Source organism: Candidatus Blastococcus massiliensis AP3 (assembly GCF_000582785.1).
GTDB classification, from domain to species: domain Bacteria; phylum Actinomycetota; class Actinomycetes; order Mycobacteriales; family Geodermatophilaceae; genus Blastococcus; species Blastococcus massiliensis.
In genome coordinates this window covers 1,187,596-1,205,084 of the sequence record NZ_HG931173.1, presented here as the reverse complement: position 1 = coordinate 1,205,084, position 17,489 = coordinate 1,187,596, and the positions used below count along the sequence as shown (strand labels likewise).

General features: G+C 72.9%; 10 protein-coding genes. 9 read left to right on the top strand and 1 reads right to left on the bottom strand.

What is annotated here, in order from left to right:
* Nucleotides 1-254 precede the first annotated feature (254 nt).
* The 5 genes from BN344_RS05940 (at nt 255) to BN344_RS05920 (ending at nt 9,711) form a co-directional block, all read left to right on the top strand.
* Nucleotides 255-4,823, top strand: coding sequence for a PKD domain-containing protein (locus BN344_RS05940; protein WP_231486516.1), 4,569 nt, complete (start codon nt 255-257; stop codon nt 4,821-4,823).
* A 73-nt stretch (nt 4,824-4,896) separates the two neighbouring features.
* The gene (locus BN344_RS05935; protein WP_197022240.1) at nt 4,897-6,213 is read left to right on the top strand and encodes an MATE family efflux transporter; all 1,317 of its coding nucleotides are present in this window, start codon (nt 4,897-4,899) and stop codon (nt 6,211-6,213) included.
* Between the two features lie 96 nt (nt 6,214-6,309).
* Nucleotides 6,310-7,080, top strand: a complete 771-nt coding sequence (locus BN344_RS05930) for a 2OG-Fe(II) oxygenase (RefSeq protein WP_040337348.1) — start codon at nt 6,310-6,312, stop codon at nt 7,078-7,080.
* A 119-nt stretch (nt 7,081-7,199) separates the two neighbouring features.
* A complete protein-coding gene (locus BN344_RS05925; protein WP_040337347.1) occupies nt 7,200-8,342 on the top strand; it encodes a glycosyltransferase family 4 protein in 1,143 nt (380 codons plus the stop codon).
* An 88-nt stretch (nt 8,343-8,430) separates the two neighbouring features.
* On the top strand, nt 8,431-9,711 hold the full coding sequence (locus BN344_RS05920; protein ID WP_155858767.1) for an O-antigen ligase family protein: 1,281 nt from the start codon (nt 8,431-8,433) through the stop codon (nt 9,709-9,711).
* Here BN344_RS05920 and BN344_RS18925 read toward each other — a convergent pair.
* Nucleotides 9,708-10,976 (bottom strand): YveK family protein, encoded by a 1,269-nt coding sequence (locus BN344_RS18925; protein WP_051515578.1) that lies wholly within the window; start codon nt 10,974-10,976, stop codon nt 9,708-9,710. The two genes, BN344_RS05920 and BN344_RS18925, sit on opposite strands and share 4 nt — an antisense overlap.
* 360 nt (nt 10,977-11,336) lie before the next feature.
* Between BN344_RS18925 and BN344_RS05910 the strand changes: the two genes are divergently transcribed.
* The 4 genes from BN344_RS05910 (at nt 11,337) to BN344_RS05895 (ending at nt 17,472) form a co-directional block, all read left to right on the top strand.
* Entirely contained in the window at nt 11,337-11,795 is a 459-nt protein-coding gene (locus BN344_RS05910) for an adenylyltransferase/cytidyltransferase family protein (RefSeq protein ID WP_040337346.1), read from the top strand.
* Nucleotides 11,796-11,951: 156 nt separating this feature from the next.
* Nucleotides 11,952-15,506, top strand: coding sequence for a transcription-repair coupling factor (gene mfd / locus BN344_RS05905; RefSeq protein WP_155858766.1), 3,555 nt, complete (start codon nt 11,952-11,954; stop codon nt 15,504-15,506).
* Nucleotides 15,507-15,542: 36 nt separating this feature from the next.
* A complete protein-coding gene (locus BN344_RS05900; protein ID WP_166518192.1) occupies nt 15,543-16,556 on the top strand; it encodes a peptidylprolyl isomerase in 1,014 nt (337 codons plus the stop codon).
* Nucleotides 16,557-16,560: 4 nt separating this feature from the next.
* On the top strand, nt 16,561-17,472 hold the full coding sequence (locus tag BN344_RS05895; RefSeq protein ID WP_040337344.1) for a nucleoside triphosphate pyrophosphohydrolase: 912 nt from the start codon (nt 16,561-16,563) through the stop codon (nt 17,470-17,472).
* Nucleotides 17,473-17,489 lie beyond the last annotated feature (17 nt).

Here is a 17,489-nt window from a genome sequence, read left to right as displayed (position 1 = left end):
ACGCTCGAGGGGGCTCCGTCGTCCGTGCAGCGGGTGGACGAACCCCTTGCAGGGCAGCATGGGTCGGAATGCGACCGCGTGAACACGCCTGATCACTCAGAGTGCACAGATGGGGGCCGACCGACGCGTTCTCGCAGGACGGTCACCGGTTAGAGGGATGCCTGAGAGCCCGTCGTCACGCTTAGTGTGCGTCAGTCGGTCCCAGGGTTGCTGGTCGACGCCACACGAGCATGGGGGAAAAGATGTCTGCACGCATGGCGGCGCCGCGCGCGGCACTGGCGGGGCTCATGGCTCTGCTGCTGGCGGTCGGCACGCTGGGGATGGCCTTCTCGGGGACGGCCCGTGCGGACTCCGCACCACTCGACCCGACCAACCCGGCCACTCCGACGACGGTGACCGCGGACGCCCTGCCCACCGTGCAGATCAACGGCGTCGTCTGGTCCCAGGTCGTCGTCGGCAACACCGTGTACGCAGCCGGTGAGTTCACCCGGGCGCGTCCCGCCGGCGCGCCCGAAGGGACGCAGGAGACGGTGCGCCGCAACCTGCTCGCCTACGACATCCGCACCGGGCAGCTGGTCACCTCCTTCGCTCCGGACCTCGACGCCCAGGCGATGGTCGTCGCGGCCTCGCCGGACGGCTCGCGCATCTACGTCGGCGGTGACTTCACCCAGGCGAACGGCGAGCCGCGCCGGCGCATCGCGGCCTACAGCACCGCGACCGGTCAGCTGGTCCCCGACTTCCGGCCCAACGTCTACGGCCGCGTGAACGCCATCGCCACCTCGGGCGACACCGTGTACGTGGGCGGCGCGTTCACCCAGGTGGGCTCGGAGAGCCGGCACCGTCTCGCGGCGTTCTCGGCCACCAACGGGGCGCTGCTGCCCTGGAACCCGGTCCCCGGCACCGGGCCGATGCTCAACCGTCCCCAGAGCGGGACGACGAACACGGCGCTCAGCGACGTGGTCCGTTCGCTGGTCGTCACCAGCGGTGGGTCGCAGGTCGTCGCCGCCGGGCACTTCGACACGTTGAACGGTGTCAAGGCGACCGGCGTCGGAGCGCTGGACGCGGTCACGGGGGCCACCCGGCCGTTCGCGATCAACCAGCTGATCACCAACCAGGGCATCAACGGTGCGGTGAACAACCTGTCGACCGACGGCACGAACGTCTACGGCACGTCGTACGACTTCTACGGGCCCGGCAACCTCGAGGGCGGGTTCGCCGCGGCCGCCGACGGCGGAGCGGTGGTCTGGATCAACGACTGCCAGGGCGACACCTACTCCAGCTTCCCGCTCGGTGGCGCGGTGTACATCGCCGGCCACCCGCACGTCTGCGCCAACATCGGCGGCTACCACGAGCACAACCCGCGCATCCACCGCTACGCCACCGCCGTCAGCGCGGAGGCGACGGGCACCGTGGGCTCCAGCACGCTGACCAACAGCCGGGTGAAGCCCGACGGCACGATCGTGCACGTCAACGAGAGGCAGTACCCCTCCAGCGGAACCCTGCTGCAGGGCAAGCCGGCTCCCTCGCTGCTCACCTGGTTCCCCACGATGGCGATGGGGTCGTACACGAAGCAGTACCAGGCCGGGTGGAGCGTCGCGGGCAACGACCAGTACGTCGTCTACGGCGGTGAGTTCCCCCGCGTCAACGGCACGGGTCAGCAGGGTCTGGTCCGCTACGCGGTGCCGAGCAGCGCCCCGAACCGCGTGGGGCCGGCCGCGGGCGCTCTGGCGCCGTCGGTGGACTCCCCGATGGGCGGCATGGTCCGCGTCAAGTGGAGCACCACCAACGACCAGGACAACGAGCACCTGGTCTACCGGGTCTACCGGGACAACGACCCCGTCCCCGTGTACGAGACGACGCGGTCGTCCATCTGGTGGAGCCCGCAGGCGATGGGCTTCGTCGACCTCGGGGTGTCCGCCGGTGCGCACACCTACCGGGTGAGCGCCTTCGACCCCACGGGCAACCGGGCGAACTCGCCGTGGCTGTCGGTGGAGGTCGCCGAGGGCGACATCGCTCCGCGGCCCTACAGCGACACCGTGCGGGGCGACGGCGCGACGCACTACTGGCCGCTGGGCGAGCCCTCCGGCGACGTCGCGTACGACTACGCAGGTGCGGGTGACCTGGCCGTCCGGACCGGCGCGAACGGGACGACCCCGACGAGGGGCGTGACCGGTGCGGTCACGGGTGACCCCGACACCGCCTACCAGTTCAACGCCACGACCCTCGGCGCCAACCGGGGCTTCCTGTCCACGCAGTCGCTCGTCGGTGGCCCGCAGACGTTCACCGTCGAGGCCTGGTTCCAGACCACGACCACCTCCGGCGGCAAGATCCTCGGCTTCGGCAGCTCGGCGACCGGGAACAGCAGCAACTACGACCGGCACGTGTACATGAACGCCGCCGGCCGGCTGAACTTCGGTGTCTACCCGGGGGCAGAACGGGTCGTCACCAGCCCGGACGCCTACAACGACGGGCAGTGGCACCACGTCGCCGCGTCGCTGAGCCCGGCGGGCATGGCGCTGTACGTCGACGGCGTCCTGGTCGGTTCGCGGACCGACACGACGTCGGCGCAGGTCTACAACGGCTACTGGCGCGTGGGTGGTGACACCAGCTGGTCCGGTGCCGCCTACTTCGCCGGCCGCATCGACGAGGTCGCCGTCTACCCGACCGCGCTGTCGGCCGACCGGGTGGCCAATCACTACAGCGTCGGGGCCACCGGGAGCGCCATCAACCTGCTGCCGACGGCCGCGTTCACCTCCACGGTGGCCGACCTCGAGGCCTCGTTCGACGGCCGTGGCTCGACCGACGAGGACGGCAGCATCGCCTCGTACGCGTGGGACTTCGGTGACGGGTCGACGGGCACCGGTGCGACGGCGCAGCACGTCTACGCGGCGGCCGGCACGTACCCGGTGACGCTGACGGTGACCGACGACGACGGTGCGACCGCACAGGTGTCGGCTCCGGTGACGGTGACCGACCCGCCGCCGAACGCCGCTCCGACGGCTGCGTTCTCCGCTGCCACGTCCGGCCTGACGGTCTCCGTCGACGGGACGGCCTCCGCCGACACGGACGGCACCGTCGCCTCCCACGAGTGGGACTTCGGTGACGGGTCGACCGGCACTGGTGCGACGGCGCAGCACGTCTACGCGGCAGCGGGCACGTACACCGTGACGCTCCGCGTGACCGACGACGACGGCGCGACCGGTACGTCCGAGCAGGTCGTGTCGGTCGTCGAGGCGACGGTCCTGGCCGCGGACGCCTTCGGACGGACCGCGACCGGTGGCCTGGGCGCCGCGGACGTGGGCGGCACCTGGGTGGTGTCCGCCGGCGGGAACCGCCAGTCGGTGGCCCCGGGCGCGGCGGTGCTGAACCTGACCCCGGGCACCAACACGGGCTCCTACCTCGCGGGTGTCTCGCAGACGAGCGTCGACCTCCGGACGGCGCTCTCGCTGGCCGAGGTGCCCACCGGTGGCGGGGCGTCGGTCTACCTCCCCGTCCGGCGGGTCGGGACGAACCAGGAGTACCGCACGCGGGTCCGGGTCCTGGCCGACGGTTCGGTGCGGGTCGCCTTCACCCGGCTCTCCGGCACGGCCAGCGAGACGGTGATCGGCGGGGAGCAGGTGGTCCCCGGACTGACCTACACCGCAGGCACTGTGCTGAACGTCCGGGCCCTGGCTGAGGGCGTCGGCACCACCGAGCTCGCGGCGAGCGTGTGGGCCGCGGGCACCGACGAGCCGGCCGAGCCGACGGTGACCCGTACCGACTCGACGTCCTCGCTGCAGGCCGCCGGTTCGATCGGCCTGTCCGGCTACCTGTCTGCCTCGTCCACCCGTCCGGTCGTCGTGCGGTTCACCGGGCTCACCGCGGTGCCGGTGGGCGCTCCGGCGCCGGCTCCGGAGACCAACCAGGCGCCGACGGCGACGTTCACGTCCGCCGTGGAGGGGCTGGCGGTGTCCGTGGACGCCTCCGCCTCCTCCGATGCCGACGGCACCGTCGCTTCCTACGGCTGGAACTTCGGAGACGGCGCCACGGGGACCGGCGCGACGGCGAACCACACCTACGCGGCAGCCGGGACGTACACGGTGACGCTGACGGTGACCGACGAGCAGGGTGCGACGGACACGGCCACCGAGTCCGTCACCGTGGTGTCGCCCGACGGTCCGGAGGACCCGGGTGCCCCCGCTCCCGTGGCGGTCGACACCTTCGCCCGCACGGTCACCGGGGGGCTGGGAACCGCGGACGTCGGCGGCGACTGGACGGTGCAGTTCGGAGGCAACCGTCAGTCGGTCACCCCGGGTGCGGCGCGGCTGGAGCTGACGGCGCCGGGCAACAACACCGGCTCGTTCCTCTCCGGGGTGTCGCTCTCCGACGTGGACGTGCACGCCTCGCTCGCGCTGGAGCAGGCACCCACGGGCGGCGGGACGTCGGTCTACATCGCGGGGCGGCGGGTCAGTGCGACCGACCTCTACCGGGCCCGCCTGCGGTTCCTGACCGACGGCACCGTGCGGCTGGCCATCACCCGGCTGTCCGGCTCGTTCACCGAGACGGTCATCGGTGGTGAGGTCGTCGTCCCGGGGGTGAGCTCGGCGCCGGGCACCCCGCTCAACGTCCGGCTGCGCGTGGCGGGCACCGGCACGGCACAGCTCGCCGCGACCGTGTGGGCGGACGGTCAGTCCGAGCCGCTCGCGCCCACGCTCACCAGGACCGACGCCACTCCGTCGCTGCAGGCAGCCGGTGCCGTGGGCATCTCCGCCTATCTCGCCGGCAGCGCCACCGCGCCCACCGCGGTCCGGTTCACCGGCTTCGCGGTGCGCGCGATCGGCTGACCACTCCCTCCGAAGGGGCACGCCCGGCTGGAACACCATCCGGCCGGGCGTCCCTCTCGGGGAGGATGGATCGGTGAAGGTGCGATCGCTGTCCGTCCTGCGACGGCCGGTCACCGGAGCGGTCGCCGGCCAAGTGACGCAGGCGCTCGCCGGCCTGGTGCTCCAGGTCGCGGCGGCCCGCTTCCTGGGTGCTGCGGGGCTGGCCACCTTCGCCCTCGGATACGGCCTGGTGGTACTGGCCACGGCCGTCTGCAGCGGACTGGTCGGGGACTCGCTGACCGTGCTGGACCGCGGGGACGAGCGGACCCGCGCGGGCCTGCACGGGTGGGCGGCGCTGGTGTCGACGGCCGCCGCGGTCCTGGGTGCGGCGGCCGCACTGGCGACCGGTGTCCTCCCGGTGTGGGCGGGGCTCCTGCTCGGACTCGCCACGGCGGTGTTCATCGTTGAGGACACGCTGCGGCGGCTGCTCATGGCCACCGGGCGCTTCTGGTCCCTGCCGGCGGTCGACGGCGGCAGTCTCCTGCTCTCCCTGGCCACGCTCGTCGCCCTCCGGATCGACGGTGAGCTGACCGTGGCCTCGTTCGTCGTGGCGGTCCTGGTCGGCCAGACCGGCGCCTCACTGGTCGCCTGGTGGCGGCTGCCGGACGCCGAACGACCCCGGGGACCGTGGCGGAACCCGGCGCTGCGCACGGTCTTCGCCTTCGGCGTGTGGCGTGCCGCCGCCCAGACGATCCGGCCGACCCTGCTCACCGTGGTGCGCGTCGTCGTCGTCGCCGTGGCGGGGGCGGCTGCCTACGGCCCGATCGAGGCCGCCCGGGTCCTCACCGCGCCCACCCTGGTGCTGGTCGCCGGGCTGGGCTCGTTCCTGCTCCCTCATTTCGTGGCGCTCAGGGACAGGCCGGTGAGCGACACCCTGCGGAAGGCCGACCGCGTCGCCGCGGGCCTGGCCGTGGGCGTCGCACTCATCGGCGCGGCCATCTGCCTGCTCCTGCCGTGGCTCGGCCCGCTCCTGGCGGGAGGGCAGTACGAGGTCCCCCTGCCGGCGGTCGCCGGGTGGTCGGCCTATGCGGTCGCGGGCGCCGTCCTCCTGCCGTACTCCGCGTTGGCCACGGTCCATCGCCAGCAGCGGCGAGTGCTCCTCCTGCGCTCGCTCGAGTTCGCCGGGCTCGCCGCGGTCGTCGTCATGGTGATCACGGTCGAGAGCGGGGCGCAGTGGGCGCCGCTCGGGCTGGCCGTGGGCCCCGTGCTGGCCGCCGCCGCTGTGCGCGGCCTGATCCTGGCGCCGGCCGCGCAGGGTCGGCCGGACCGCGTGGCGCGAGCCGGCGCCGTGGTCGGACAGCGGCTCCCCAGGGCCCTTCGGAACGCCCCCCGAAAGGGTCAGCGACCGTAGCCGGGTGAGGGTGCCATAACTAATGTCGATCGCGCGCGGGATCCGTTTTTCGCGGACTGGAAATGCCCGCTGACCAGGCATCCACTAGGAGCTGACATGTTCAACGAATGGATCGACCGCGGCGAGGAGCTCGCTGCCCAATTCCGGTCCGCGGAGCCCTTTCCCCACCTGATCATCGACAACTTCCTCGACGTCGAGACCGCCGAGAAGCTGCTGGCGGAGTTCCCCTCCCCGGAGGCGATGCCGAAGTCGCGGGACTACGTGTTCGGCGACAAGCACGAGCTGTCGAGCGTCGCCGAGCAGGGGCCGACCAGCAAGGCGTTCTACGACGCCCTGATGAGCGACCAGTTCAAGCAGTTCATCAGCACGCTGACGGGGAAGGACCTCTTCGTCGACCCGGCTTTCCACGGCGGGGGCTTCCACCAGAGCGGCGACGGTGGCTTCCTGGACACCCACGTGGACTTCAACATGCACCCGCTGCACTCGAACTGGCTGCGGACGCTCAACGTCCTCTTCTACGTGAACAAGGACTGGAAGCCGGAGTACGACGGACGCCTGCTGGTGAAGACGAGCCCGGACGGCGATCCCGTGGCGATCGAGCCGCTGTTCAACCGCGGACTCATCATGGTCACCGACGACCGCACCTACCACGGGTTCAAGAAGATGAGCCTCCCGCCGGGGGTGACCCGCAAGTCCATCGCGACCTATGCCTACGAGCTGGTGCCGGAGGGCAGCACCGTCGCCCGCACCACGGGGTGGTCGCCGGAGGCGGCCGGTCCGCTCAAGCGGATGTTCGCCCGTCACTACGACACCGCTGTCAAGGTCAAGACCAAGATCTTCGGCAGTGCGACGGCCCAGAACCGGTGAGCTGACCTGACATCGGATCCGGGTTCCACGAGACGTCTCGCGGGACCCGGATCCGTCGCACTGCGCAGGACCGATCGGCAGTCCACGGCCGCGGTCCTGCCGAACGATTGGAACCCGTCGTGAGCACCGACCGACCGGACGGCGCCGTCGTCGCCGTCCACCCGCACGCCGACCTGTACGGCAGCGACCGGATGTTCCTGGAGAGCGTCGCCACCCTCGCGCCAGGAGCCACGGTCGTGCTGCCCAAGCGTGGGCCGCTCCTGACGGAACTCGACGGGCGGAACCTCTCCTACGAGGTGCGCCCCTTCCCCGTCCTGCGCAAGGTCGAGCTGCGCACGCCGTGGAAGGTGTTCGTCTTCCTCCTCCAGTTCGTGCGATCGGTGATCGTCTCCACGGCCTGGCTCCGGTCGCGCAGGACGTCGGTCCTCTACGTGAGCACCGTCGCCGCACCGCAGTGGCTCATCGCCGGGCGCCTGAGCGGTGCGCGCGTCGTGTGCCACGTGCACGAGAGCGAACCGCAGATGTCGCGGATCAGCAGCGCGGTGCTGCTGGCGCCCCTGCTGGCCGCTCACCTGGTGATCGCGAACAGCGAGGACTGCCTGACGTGGATCACGTCGTCACTGGGCAGGCGGACCGCGCGCCGGTGCCAGGTCATCTACAACGGCGTGCGCGAGCCGGCTCCGGAAGCGGTTCCCTCCACGGATCGGGCGTCGACCAGGCGGAGCGTCGTCGTCGTCGGCAGGTTGGCCGCGCGGAAGGGCCAGGACGTCGCGATCGCCGCGACCGCGCTGGTCAGGAACGCGGGCTACGACGTGCAGCTCACGCTCGTCGGCGACGGGTACCCGGGGTACGAGGACTACGTCGACGGTCTGCGGGCGCTGGCAGTCGCTGAAGACGTCGGGGAAGCGATCGAGTTCGTCGGCTTCCAGGACCCGGTGGAGTACGTCGCCGCGGCCGACGTCGTCCTGGTGCCTTCCCGCGTCGAGCCCTTCGGGCTCGTCGCGGTCGAAGCCCTCCTCCTCGGTCGACCGGTCGTGGCCTCGAGGGTCGGCGGGCTGCAGGAGATCATCGAGGACGGCCGCACCGGCCTGCTCGTGGACCCCGACGATCCGCGTGCGCTGGCCGACGCGATCATCCGGCTGCTGTCCGACCCGGCGACCGCCACGCGCCTCGGCCTGGCCGGTCAGGCGGACGCTCGCGCGCGCTTCTCGATGGAGGCGTACTCCGCCACCCTGTCGCAGGCGGTCCTGCAACGGGCGTGAGCGCAGCCTGCGCCTGGGACGGCCGCGGAGCACCTACCATCCCGAGCGGCGCTGTCCTGCGCCGCAGCTCGGCCACGCAGGAGGCGTCATGAGCACCACTGCCTCCCCCCGGGTGGGCGTCGCCTGTCTCCTGATGGTCGCCAGCACGGTGGTCTGGCGGCGGGGAGACGTCTTCTCCGGTTCGCTGGACCCGGTGGTCGTCGGCAAAGCCGTGTGCGGCGTCCTGGCCCTGGCGCTCGCGTTCGCGGCGGCGCAGGCCGCGGGTGCGGGCCGGCGCCGGGTCGGTACCGGCTCCCTGTGGTTCTTCGGGGTCATGCTCGCCGCGTCGCTCCTCGGCGCGCTCGGTCACGGGACCCTGGTCCCCAGCGCGGTGATCGCGGCGCGGACCACCATCCTCGTCGCCACGGTCGTCCTGCTGCTCCGGGCAGCTCCCGCGTTCCGGGTGCTCCGGGCGATCGTCGGCTCGTGCGGTGTGGTCGCGGCGGTGGCTGCCGCCACCGGACTGCCCAGCCTGCTCGACGGACGCTTCTTCGGCGGCATCCCGCCCCTCCACCCGAACGGCCTGGCCCTCCTCGCCGGCGTCGTCGTCCTCTGGGCGACGTGGCGCACGGCGCTGGGCGAGGCCCGGTGGCGCAATGCGCTGCTGGGCGGCGGGTTCCTCGCGCTGGTGTGGCTGACCGGATCCAGGACCGGCTTGTTCATGCTCGTGCTCGCGGTCGTGGTCGTCGTGCTGCACATGCGCCGGCCCCGGGTCGGCCTCGTGGTCGGGGCCCTGGTCACGGCAGCCCTCGGTTGCGTGGCCGTGGTGGTCACGGGGGCGGTCGCCGGCTTCGTCACGCGCGACGGAACGGGGACCAGCACGCTGGAGTCGCGCTTCGTGGCCTGGAGCGCCGCCCAGTCGTGGGCGGAGTCGTGGTGGCAGTGGGCGTTCGGCGGCGGGCTGTCGGTCAAGTACATCCCGGTCGACGGGCAGTGGTGGGACGAGCAGCTGCTCGACAGCAGCTGGGTGTCCGCCCTGGTGCAGACCGGGCTCCTCGGACTGCTCGTGACCGTCGTGTGGGCCGTGTGGGCCGTGGTGGGCTCCGTTCGCGCCCCTCGACCGCACCGGATCCTGTTCCTCGGCGTGCTGACCTTCCTCCTCGGCCGCAGCCTCCTGGAGAGCGGACTGGTGGAGGCGACCCCGGAGTTCCTGCTCTTCATGACCGTGTCGCTGCTGGCGGAGGGTGGCTCGCGGGCGCGCCTGCGGGACGAGGCAACGGCGGTGGACGCAGCGGGGCGCCCCCGTGTGCCTGGGGCCATGCCGGTCGAGCAGCCGGTCGAGCAGCCGGTCGAGCAGCCGGTCGGGCCGGACCGACCGGGGTCCGCCTAGCGGGCCGGACGCTTCCGGAGACCGCTCGGGGCGCCCACCGGAACCGGTTCCCCGGACGCGGCGTCTTCCTGGGACGAGGACCCGCCCGGCGCGCCGGTGGTGGACTTCGCCGGCAGGTCCAGGGTGGTGGACGCCCCGAACCGATCCGCCCGCGTGCGGATGGTGGCACCGGACGTGACGGCGAAACCCCGCCCGCGCACGAGCAGCACCGCCAGGGGCTGCACCCCCGCGGCCGCGGCCATCGCGCGGAGCTCCCGCAGCTCCTCGACCGTCCCGTGGCCCAGTTCGACCACGATCACCACGGCGTCGTAGTTCTGCAGCAGCTGACGCCATTCGCGCAGCGCGACGGGCCGCCGGCCCGTCGCCAGCTGCACCCGGGGCTGCTGCGACGTGGGCAGCCGCTCCTCGACGGAGGCCCGGACGACTCCTGCCGGAACGCCGCGGGCGGCCAGGACGTCGGCGATGTCGCGCAGCAGTCGCCGCGGTGCGGTGGACCGGTCCGGCGAGGCGGAGAGCGCGAAGACGCGCACCGGCCTCGACTCCGCCATCAGCTCCAGCTGGCCGGCCAGACGTGCGGCGGGACGCCCGGTCCGGGAGCGACCGCGGGACCGGGCGGCGTAGACCTCGATCCGCTCACCGTCGGCGCCCCAGAGCTCGCGCACGTCGGTCTCGGTGCTCAGCGTGGTGCCGAGGCGGCTGCGGAGGATGGCGAGCGCCAGCCCCAGCAGCAGGCCCACGACCAGGCCGAGGGCCACGAGCAGGACGGCGTCGGGGGAGGCGGGGCTGGTCGGGACCGTGGCCGGGTCGGTGACCGTCAGGTCGACCGGCGAGCGCCCGTCGGCGGGGGCCTCGAGGGTCTCCACCGTCTCGCTGAACCGCTCGGCCACGGCGTTGGCGATTCGGGCCGCCTCCTCGGGAGACCCCGTGGTCGCCGAGACGTTGACCTGGGAGGTCTCGGCCGGGTTGGTGGCGGTGACGATGCCGCGCAGGTCCTCGAACGAGTCGTCCAGCTCCATCTCCTCCGCGACCGGGCCGAGCACGGCCAGGCTCTCCGCGATGTCCGGGTAGCTCCCCACGCGCTGGTTGATGAACTGTGCGCCGCTGGTGCCCTCGAGGGTGCTGGCGACGAAGACCTGTGCGGTGGCCCGGTAGGTCTTGGGAGAAGCCTCGACGACGAGGAGCGCGGCCAGCACACCGATGACCGTGAGTGCGACCCAGGTGCGCCAGTACTGCCGCAGCGCCGAGATGTAGTCCTGCAGCTCCATCGTCCCCGCCTGCTCTCGTCGGCCCGCCGTCGTGCACGTCGACGACGCCCGCGGGCGGGCCCGTTGTCACCAGGCTAGGGGCCCTCGCGCGGGAAAAGCGGCCCTCTGACCAGGCGTATCACCCGTAGGGGAGGGGCTCGAGGGCCGCTGCGCGGCGTCCGGCCGGCCGGAGGCGGCGCCGGGAGGCACCCTGCGCCTCGCCGTGACTACACAGCGTGACACGGAGGCGCGGCACGCTCCGACGGTTGCCGCGCTGACCTGCCTCGATACGGTGAAGCCCACCGTCAGGGTGGTGACAGTTCGTAGCCGTGCTGGTGGACTCGGGGAGCTTTCATCTTCAAGTCTCGGGGGACGACGACTGTGCCAGTGATCGGCTATGCGCCCGGTGCCTACGACCTTTTCCACGTCGGGCACCTGAACATCCTCAAGCACGCCGCGGAGCACTGCGACCACCTCATCGCGGGCGTGGTCTCCGACGAGATGCTCGTGCTGACGAAGGGGCGCGCGCCGGTCATCCCGCTCGCGGAGCGGATGGAGATCGTGCGCAGCCTGCGGTTCGTGGACGACGTCCACGCCGAAGTGGTGCCCGACAAGATCGACACCTGGCGCGAGGTCGGCTTCGACGTGATCTTCAAGGGTGACGACTGGCGGGGCACGCCGAAGGGGGAGCGGCTCGAGCAGGAGTTCGCCGGGGTCGGCGTGACCGTCCAGTACTTCCCGTACACGGTGCACACCTCGAGCACGCTGCTGCGCAAGGCGCTGGCCGCGATCGACGCCGAGGAGCCGGTCGGGCGCGTGGCCCGCGCCCTCACCTCCTGAACAGGCCGTTCGCGCTCGCCTGATCGTGGCCCCGGTGCAGGGGCCCGCGGCGAGCGGAGCGAGTCGTGGGGGGCATCGGGGTCCTTACACTGGGAACGGGCCCCGCGCCGCAGTGGGCGGCGGCGGTGCGGCCCCGCATCCGAGGAGAGAACAGGCGTGACCTTGCGCGGCGTGCTCGACGTCGTCCTCAGCGATCCCGGCATGGCCCGCGTCGTGGCGTCTGCGGGGAGCGCCGAGGTCGCCGTCACCGCGCCGCCGCCGGTCCAGCCCCTGGTCGCCGCCGCCCTGGCCGCGAGGCAGCCGGGCGCGGGCGTACCGGTCCTGCTGGTCACCGCAGGCGAGCGGGACGCCGACGTCACCGCCGACCTGCTGCGCTGCTTCCTGCCCGAGCACCGGGTCGTCACCTTCCCGGCCTGGGAGACGCTGCCGCACGAGCGGCTCAGCCCCCGGGCCGACACGGTGGGCCGCCGGCTCGCCGTGCTCCGCGACCTGACCCACCCCGGCGAGAACGGGACGATCGACGTCCTGGTGGCGCCGGTCCGCAGCGTGCTCCAGCCGCTGGCGCCGGGCCTGGGCGACCTCGTCCCGGTCGAGCTGAAGGCCGGTGACGCCGCCGACCTCGACGACGTCGCCCGGGCCCTGACCGACGCCGCCTACACGCGGGTGGAACTGGTCGAGAAGCGCGGCGAGTTCGCCGTCCGCGGCGGTCTGCTCGACGTCTTCCCACCCACCGAGCCGCACCCCGTCCGCGTCGAGTTCTGGGGCGACGAGGTCGACGAGCTGCGGTACTTCTCCGCGGCCGACCAGCGCTCCCTCGACGAGCGACCCGACCGGCTGTGGGCGCCGCCGTGCCGCGAGCTCCTCCTCACCGAGGACGTCCGCGCCCGCGCCGCCGCGCTGGCGCAGGAGCACCCGGGGCTGCTGGAGATCGCGGGCAAGCTGGCCGAGGGCATCGCGGTCGAGGGGATGGAGTCGCTGACCCCGGCCCTCATCGGCGACTCGGCGATGCAGCTGCTCACCGACCTCGTCCCCGCCGGCACGCACGTATTGGTCGCCGACCCCGAGCGGGTCCGCAGCCGTTCCGCGGACCTGGTGCGCACCGCCGACGAGTTCCTGGCCGCCTCCTGGGCGACCGCGGCGGAGGCGGGAGAGGCCCCGCTGGACCTGGGTGCGTCGGCCTTCCGCGACCTGGCCGACGTCGAGGCGGCCGCCCGGGGCCGCGGCCTGCCGTGGTGGACGACGGGGTCGTTCACCGTCACAGCCGATGACATGGCGGACGACGGCGTGATCAATCTCGCCGCGACGGTCGTGGACCGCTTCGCCGGCGACGTCGGGAAGGCGATCGAGCAGCAGCGCACCTGGCACCGCGAGGGCTGGCGGGTGGTGGTCACCTTCGCCGGGCCGGGCCCCGCCCAGCGGGCCGCCGACCAGTTCGCCGAGGCCGATCTCGGCGTCCGCCTCGTGCCCGACCTCGTGGCCGCACCCGACGGCGGGGTCACCCACGTGACCCAGGGGAACATCGAGACCGGCTTCGCCTTCCCCGGCATCGGGCTGGCGCTGCTCACCGAGCACGACCTCACCGGCCAGCGCGGCACCTCGATGCGCGACGCGGTGAAGATGCCCGCGCGGCGCCGCAACGCCGTCGACCTGGTGCAGCTCCAGCCCGGTGACCTCGTGGTGCACGAGCAGCACGGCATCGGCCGCTACATCGAGATGATCAGCCGCACCGTCAACGGCGGGCAGCGCGACTACCTGATCGTCGAGTACGCCGCCTCGCGCCGGAACCAGCCGCCGGACCGGCTGTTCGTCCCCACCGACTCCCTCGACCAGCTCACCCGCTACGTCGGCGGGGAGGCCCCGGCGCTGTCGAAGCTCGGCGGCGCGGACTGGAAGAACACCAAGAGCAAGGCGCGCAAGGCGGTCAAGCAGATCGCCGGCGAGCTCATCCGCCTCTACTCCGCCCGGATGGCCACCCAGGGCCACTCCTTCGGGCCGGACACCGTCTGGCAGCGCGAGCTCGAGGACGCGTTCCCGTTCCAGGAGACGCCCGACCAGCTGGCCGCGATCGACGAGGTCAAGGCCGACATGCAGCAGTCGGTCCCGATGGACCGGATCATCTGCGGCGACGTCGGCTACGGGAAGACCGAGATCGCGGTGCGGGCGGCGTTCAAGGCGGTGCAGGACGGCAAGCAGGTCGCCGTCCTGGTGCCGACGACGCTGCTGGCCAACCAGCACTTCAAGACGTTCTCGGAGCGGGTGGCGCAGTTCCCGGTGACGGTGAAGGTGCTCTCCCGGTTCCAGTCCGACCGCGAGACCACCGAGATCCTCCGCCAGCTCGCGGCCGGGGAGATCGACATCCTCGTCGGGACCCACCGCCTGCTGCAGCCCACCACCAGGTGGAAGGACCTCGGGCTGGTCATCGTCGACGAGGAGCAGCGCTTCGGGGTCGAGCACAAGGAGTACCTGAAGACGATGCGGACGGCGGTCGACGTCCTGTCGATGTCGGCCACGCCGATCCCGCGGACCCTGGAGATGTCGCTGACCGGCATCCGGGAGATGTCGACGATCCTCACCCCGCCCGAGGAGCGGCACCCGGTGCTCACCTACGTGGGCGCGTGGGCCGACAAGCAGATGGCCGCCGCGATCCGCCGCGAGCTGCTGCGCGACGGCCAGGTCTTCGTGATCCACAACCGGGTGCAGTCCATCGACAAGGCCGCGGCGAAGATCCGCCAGCTGGTCCCCGAGGCGCGCGTGGCCGTCGGCCACGGGCAGATGAAGGAGCACGAGCTCGAGCGGATCATGGTCGGCTTCTGGGAGAAGGAGTACGACGTCCTGGTCGCGACGACGATCGTCGAGTCGGGCCTGGACATCCCCAACGCCAACACCCTCATCGTCGACCGCGCCGACACCTTCGGGCTCTCCCAGCTGCACCAGATCCGCGGCCGGGTGGGCCGCGGCCGGGAGCGCGCCTACGCGTACTTCACCTACGACCCCACGCGCACGCTCACCGAGACGTCGGTCGACCGGCTCACGACGATCGCCAACAACACCGACCTGGGTGCCGGCATGGCCGTGGCGATGAAGGACCTGGAGATCCGCGGCTCGGGCAACCTCCTCGGCGGCGAGCAGTCCGGGCACATCGCCGGCGTCGGCTTCGACCTCTACGTCCGGCTGGTCGGCGAGGCGGTCGCCGACTACCGGGCCCAGGTCACCGGCGAGGAGGCACCGGCCGAGCCGGTGGAGGTGCGGGTGGACCTGCCGGTCGACGCGCACCTGCCGCACGACTACGTGCCCGGCGAGCGGCTCCGGATGGAGGCCTACCGCAAGGTGGCCTCGATCCAGGACGAGGAGCAGGCGCAGGCCGTCCTCGACGAGCTGACCGACCGGTACGGCACCCCGCCGGCGCCGGTGCTCAACCTGCTGGCCGTGGCGCGCTTCCGGGTCGCCATGCGGGCGCTGGGCATCACCGAGGTGTCGCTGCAGGGCCGGGCGGTGCGGGTCAGCCCCGTGGAGCTGCCGGAGTCCAAGCAGATGCGCCTCGCCCGGCTGGCCGAGGGTGCTTCGTACAAGGCCGCGGTTCAGACGATCGCTCTCAAGATGCCGGTCGGTCCCGACCGGCGCACACCCCTGCGCGACGTCGCCCTGCTGGAGACCCTGCACGCCACCCTGACCGCTGTTCTCGACCAGCCGCAGGCCGCTGCCGCGTCCTAGCGGCGGAGCCCCACCCGGGTGTGGGAGTCTCCCGGCGTGCTGAAGCCTCGTGCTCTCCGAGTGGCGGCCGCCGGGCTGTCGCTCGCCCTCGCCCTGCCCGCCCTGGCCGCGTGCCGGAGCTCGCCGGACGTCGCGGCCTACGTGGGTGACGCCCGGGTGACCGTCGCCGAGCTCGAGCGCGCCGTCGACGAACGGCTCGCCGACGAGGACGTCGCCGAGTTCGCCGCCTCGAGGGAGGCCGACTACACCCGGCTGGTCCTGGAGTTCCTCGTCCAGCGGGAGGTCTACGAGGCGGTCGCGGAGCGCTACGACGTCCGCGTGACCGACGGCGCGGTCCGATCCCGCATCGACGAGATCATCGGCGACAACGACGCGGAAGCGATCTACGCCTCGTGGGCCGAGCAGGGCGTCACGCGGACCGACATCGCCGACAGCGTCCGCCAGCAGCTGGTGCGGGAGCGGATCGCCGAGGCCGCGGGGGAGACCGACGCGCTGTCCGAGGAGGCGCTGCGCGCGCGCTACGCCGAGGTGAGCGAGAGCCTCGCCCAGCCGGAGTTCGGCGTCATCACGGTCGCCGACCAGGCCACGGCCGAGGCCGTGCTCGCCGAGCTCACCGCCGACCCGGCCGCCTATCCGACCGTGGCCGCCCGGTACGCCGGCCCCTCCACGCTGCCGCAGCTGACCCGCGGCGATCCGGCCGAGATCGTCCCGGTGCTGGCCGAGCGGTTCGACGCGACCCCGCCGGGGAGCGGGTTCGTGGTCCCGCTCGAGGTGGCCGGCGGCATCGTCGTCGGGTTCACGACCGGCACGGCGACCCCGGCCTTCGAGGAGGTCCGTCCCGACCTCGAGGCCGAGGCCCGCCGGGAGGCCGAGGAGGCGGGCGCCGCGCTGGTCGAGGACGTGCGCGAGGACCTGGACGTCACCGTGAACCCGCGGTACGGGGTCCTCTCCGAGGAGGGCCGGCTGGTGCGGGGCGAGGGCGGCGTGGTCGAGCTCCTCGCCGGCGCGACCGGGGCGGACGCCGCGGACCGGAGCGGTCCCGGAGACTGAGCCGGTGCCCGTCGCGCTCGCCGTCGAAGTCAGCCCGTACGCCCCCTCCCTGCTGAGCCCGGCCGCCTGGCGGGCCGTCAGCGAGGACGTCCCCGTCCTGGCGCTGCCCGGAGCGGCCGCGACGGCCGAGGAGCTGCGCCGCGCCGGCGTGACTGTCGAGGACGCGGACCCGCAGTCGGCGCAGGAGCGGACCGAGGACGTCGTCGTGCTCGGCACCGCCGCCGAGCTGTCGGCGCTCCCGGGTCTGGCGTCCGTCGGCATGCCGGCCGGCAGCCGCCTGCTCGACGTGGTCGCCGTCATGGACCGGCTCCGCTCGCCCGGTGGCTGTCCCTGGGACGCCGAGCAGACCCACGCCTCGCTGCGCGGCTACCTGCTGGAGGAGGCGCACGAGGCCTACGACGCGATCGTCGACGACGACCCGGCCGGCATGCGCGAGGAGCTCGGCGACGTGCTGCTGCAGGTCGTCTTCCACGCCCGGGTGGCCGCCGAGGCCCCGTCGGAGCGCCGCTTCGACGTGGACGAGGTGGCGTGGGACCTGGTGGACAAGCTGGTCCGCCGGCACCCGCACGTCTTCGGCGACGCCGGTCCCCGCGATGTCGCCCAGGTCGAGGCCGGTTGGGAGGAGATCAAGCAGGCGGAGAAGCAGCGCCGCTCGCCGACCGAGGGTGTCTCCCGCTCGCAACCGTCCGCCTCCTGGGGGGCCGCGCTGGTGCGCCGGGCCGGCCGGGCGGGCCTGAGCACGCCCGAGCCGGCGGAGCTGACCGCCCGGAGCCCGGAGGAGCTGGGGGAGCGGCTGCTGGCCGTCGTCGCCGCCGCGGAGCAGCGCGGCTGGGACGTGGAGGACGCCCTCCGGGAGGCCGTCCGCCGGTACGCCGGGGAGCTCGACGCCGAGGCCGCGGAGCGCGCTGTCCCCTGATCGGGGCGAGGCGAGCC

What these genes read in the sequence shown, in the direction of transcription:
- BN344_RS05940 (WP_231486516.1), top strand. Translation starts at nt 255, where the DNA reads ATGGCGGCGCCGCGCGCGGCACTGGCGGGGCTCATGGCTCTGCTGCTG.
- BN344_RS18925 (WP_051515578.1), bottom strand. Translation starts at nt 10,976, where the DNA reads ATGGAGCTGCAGGACTACATCTCGGCGCTGCGGCAGTACTGGCGCACC.
- BN344_RS05920 (WP_155858767.1), top strand. Translation starts at nt 8,431, where the DNA reads ATGAGCACCACTGCCTCCCCCCGGGTGGGCGTCGCCTGTCTCCTGATG.
- BN344_RS05930 (WP_040337348.1), top strand. Translation starts at nt 6,310, where the DNA reads ATGTTCAACGAATGGATCGACCGCGGCGAGGAGCTCGCTGCCCAATTC.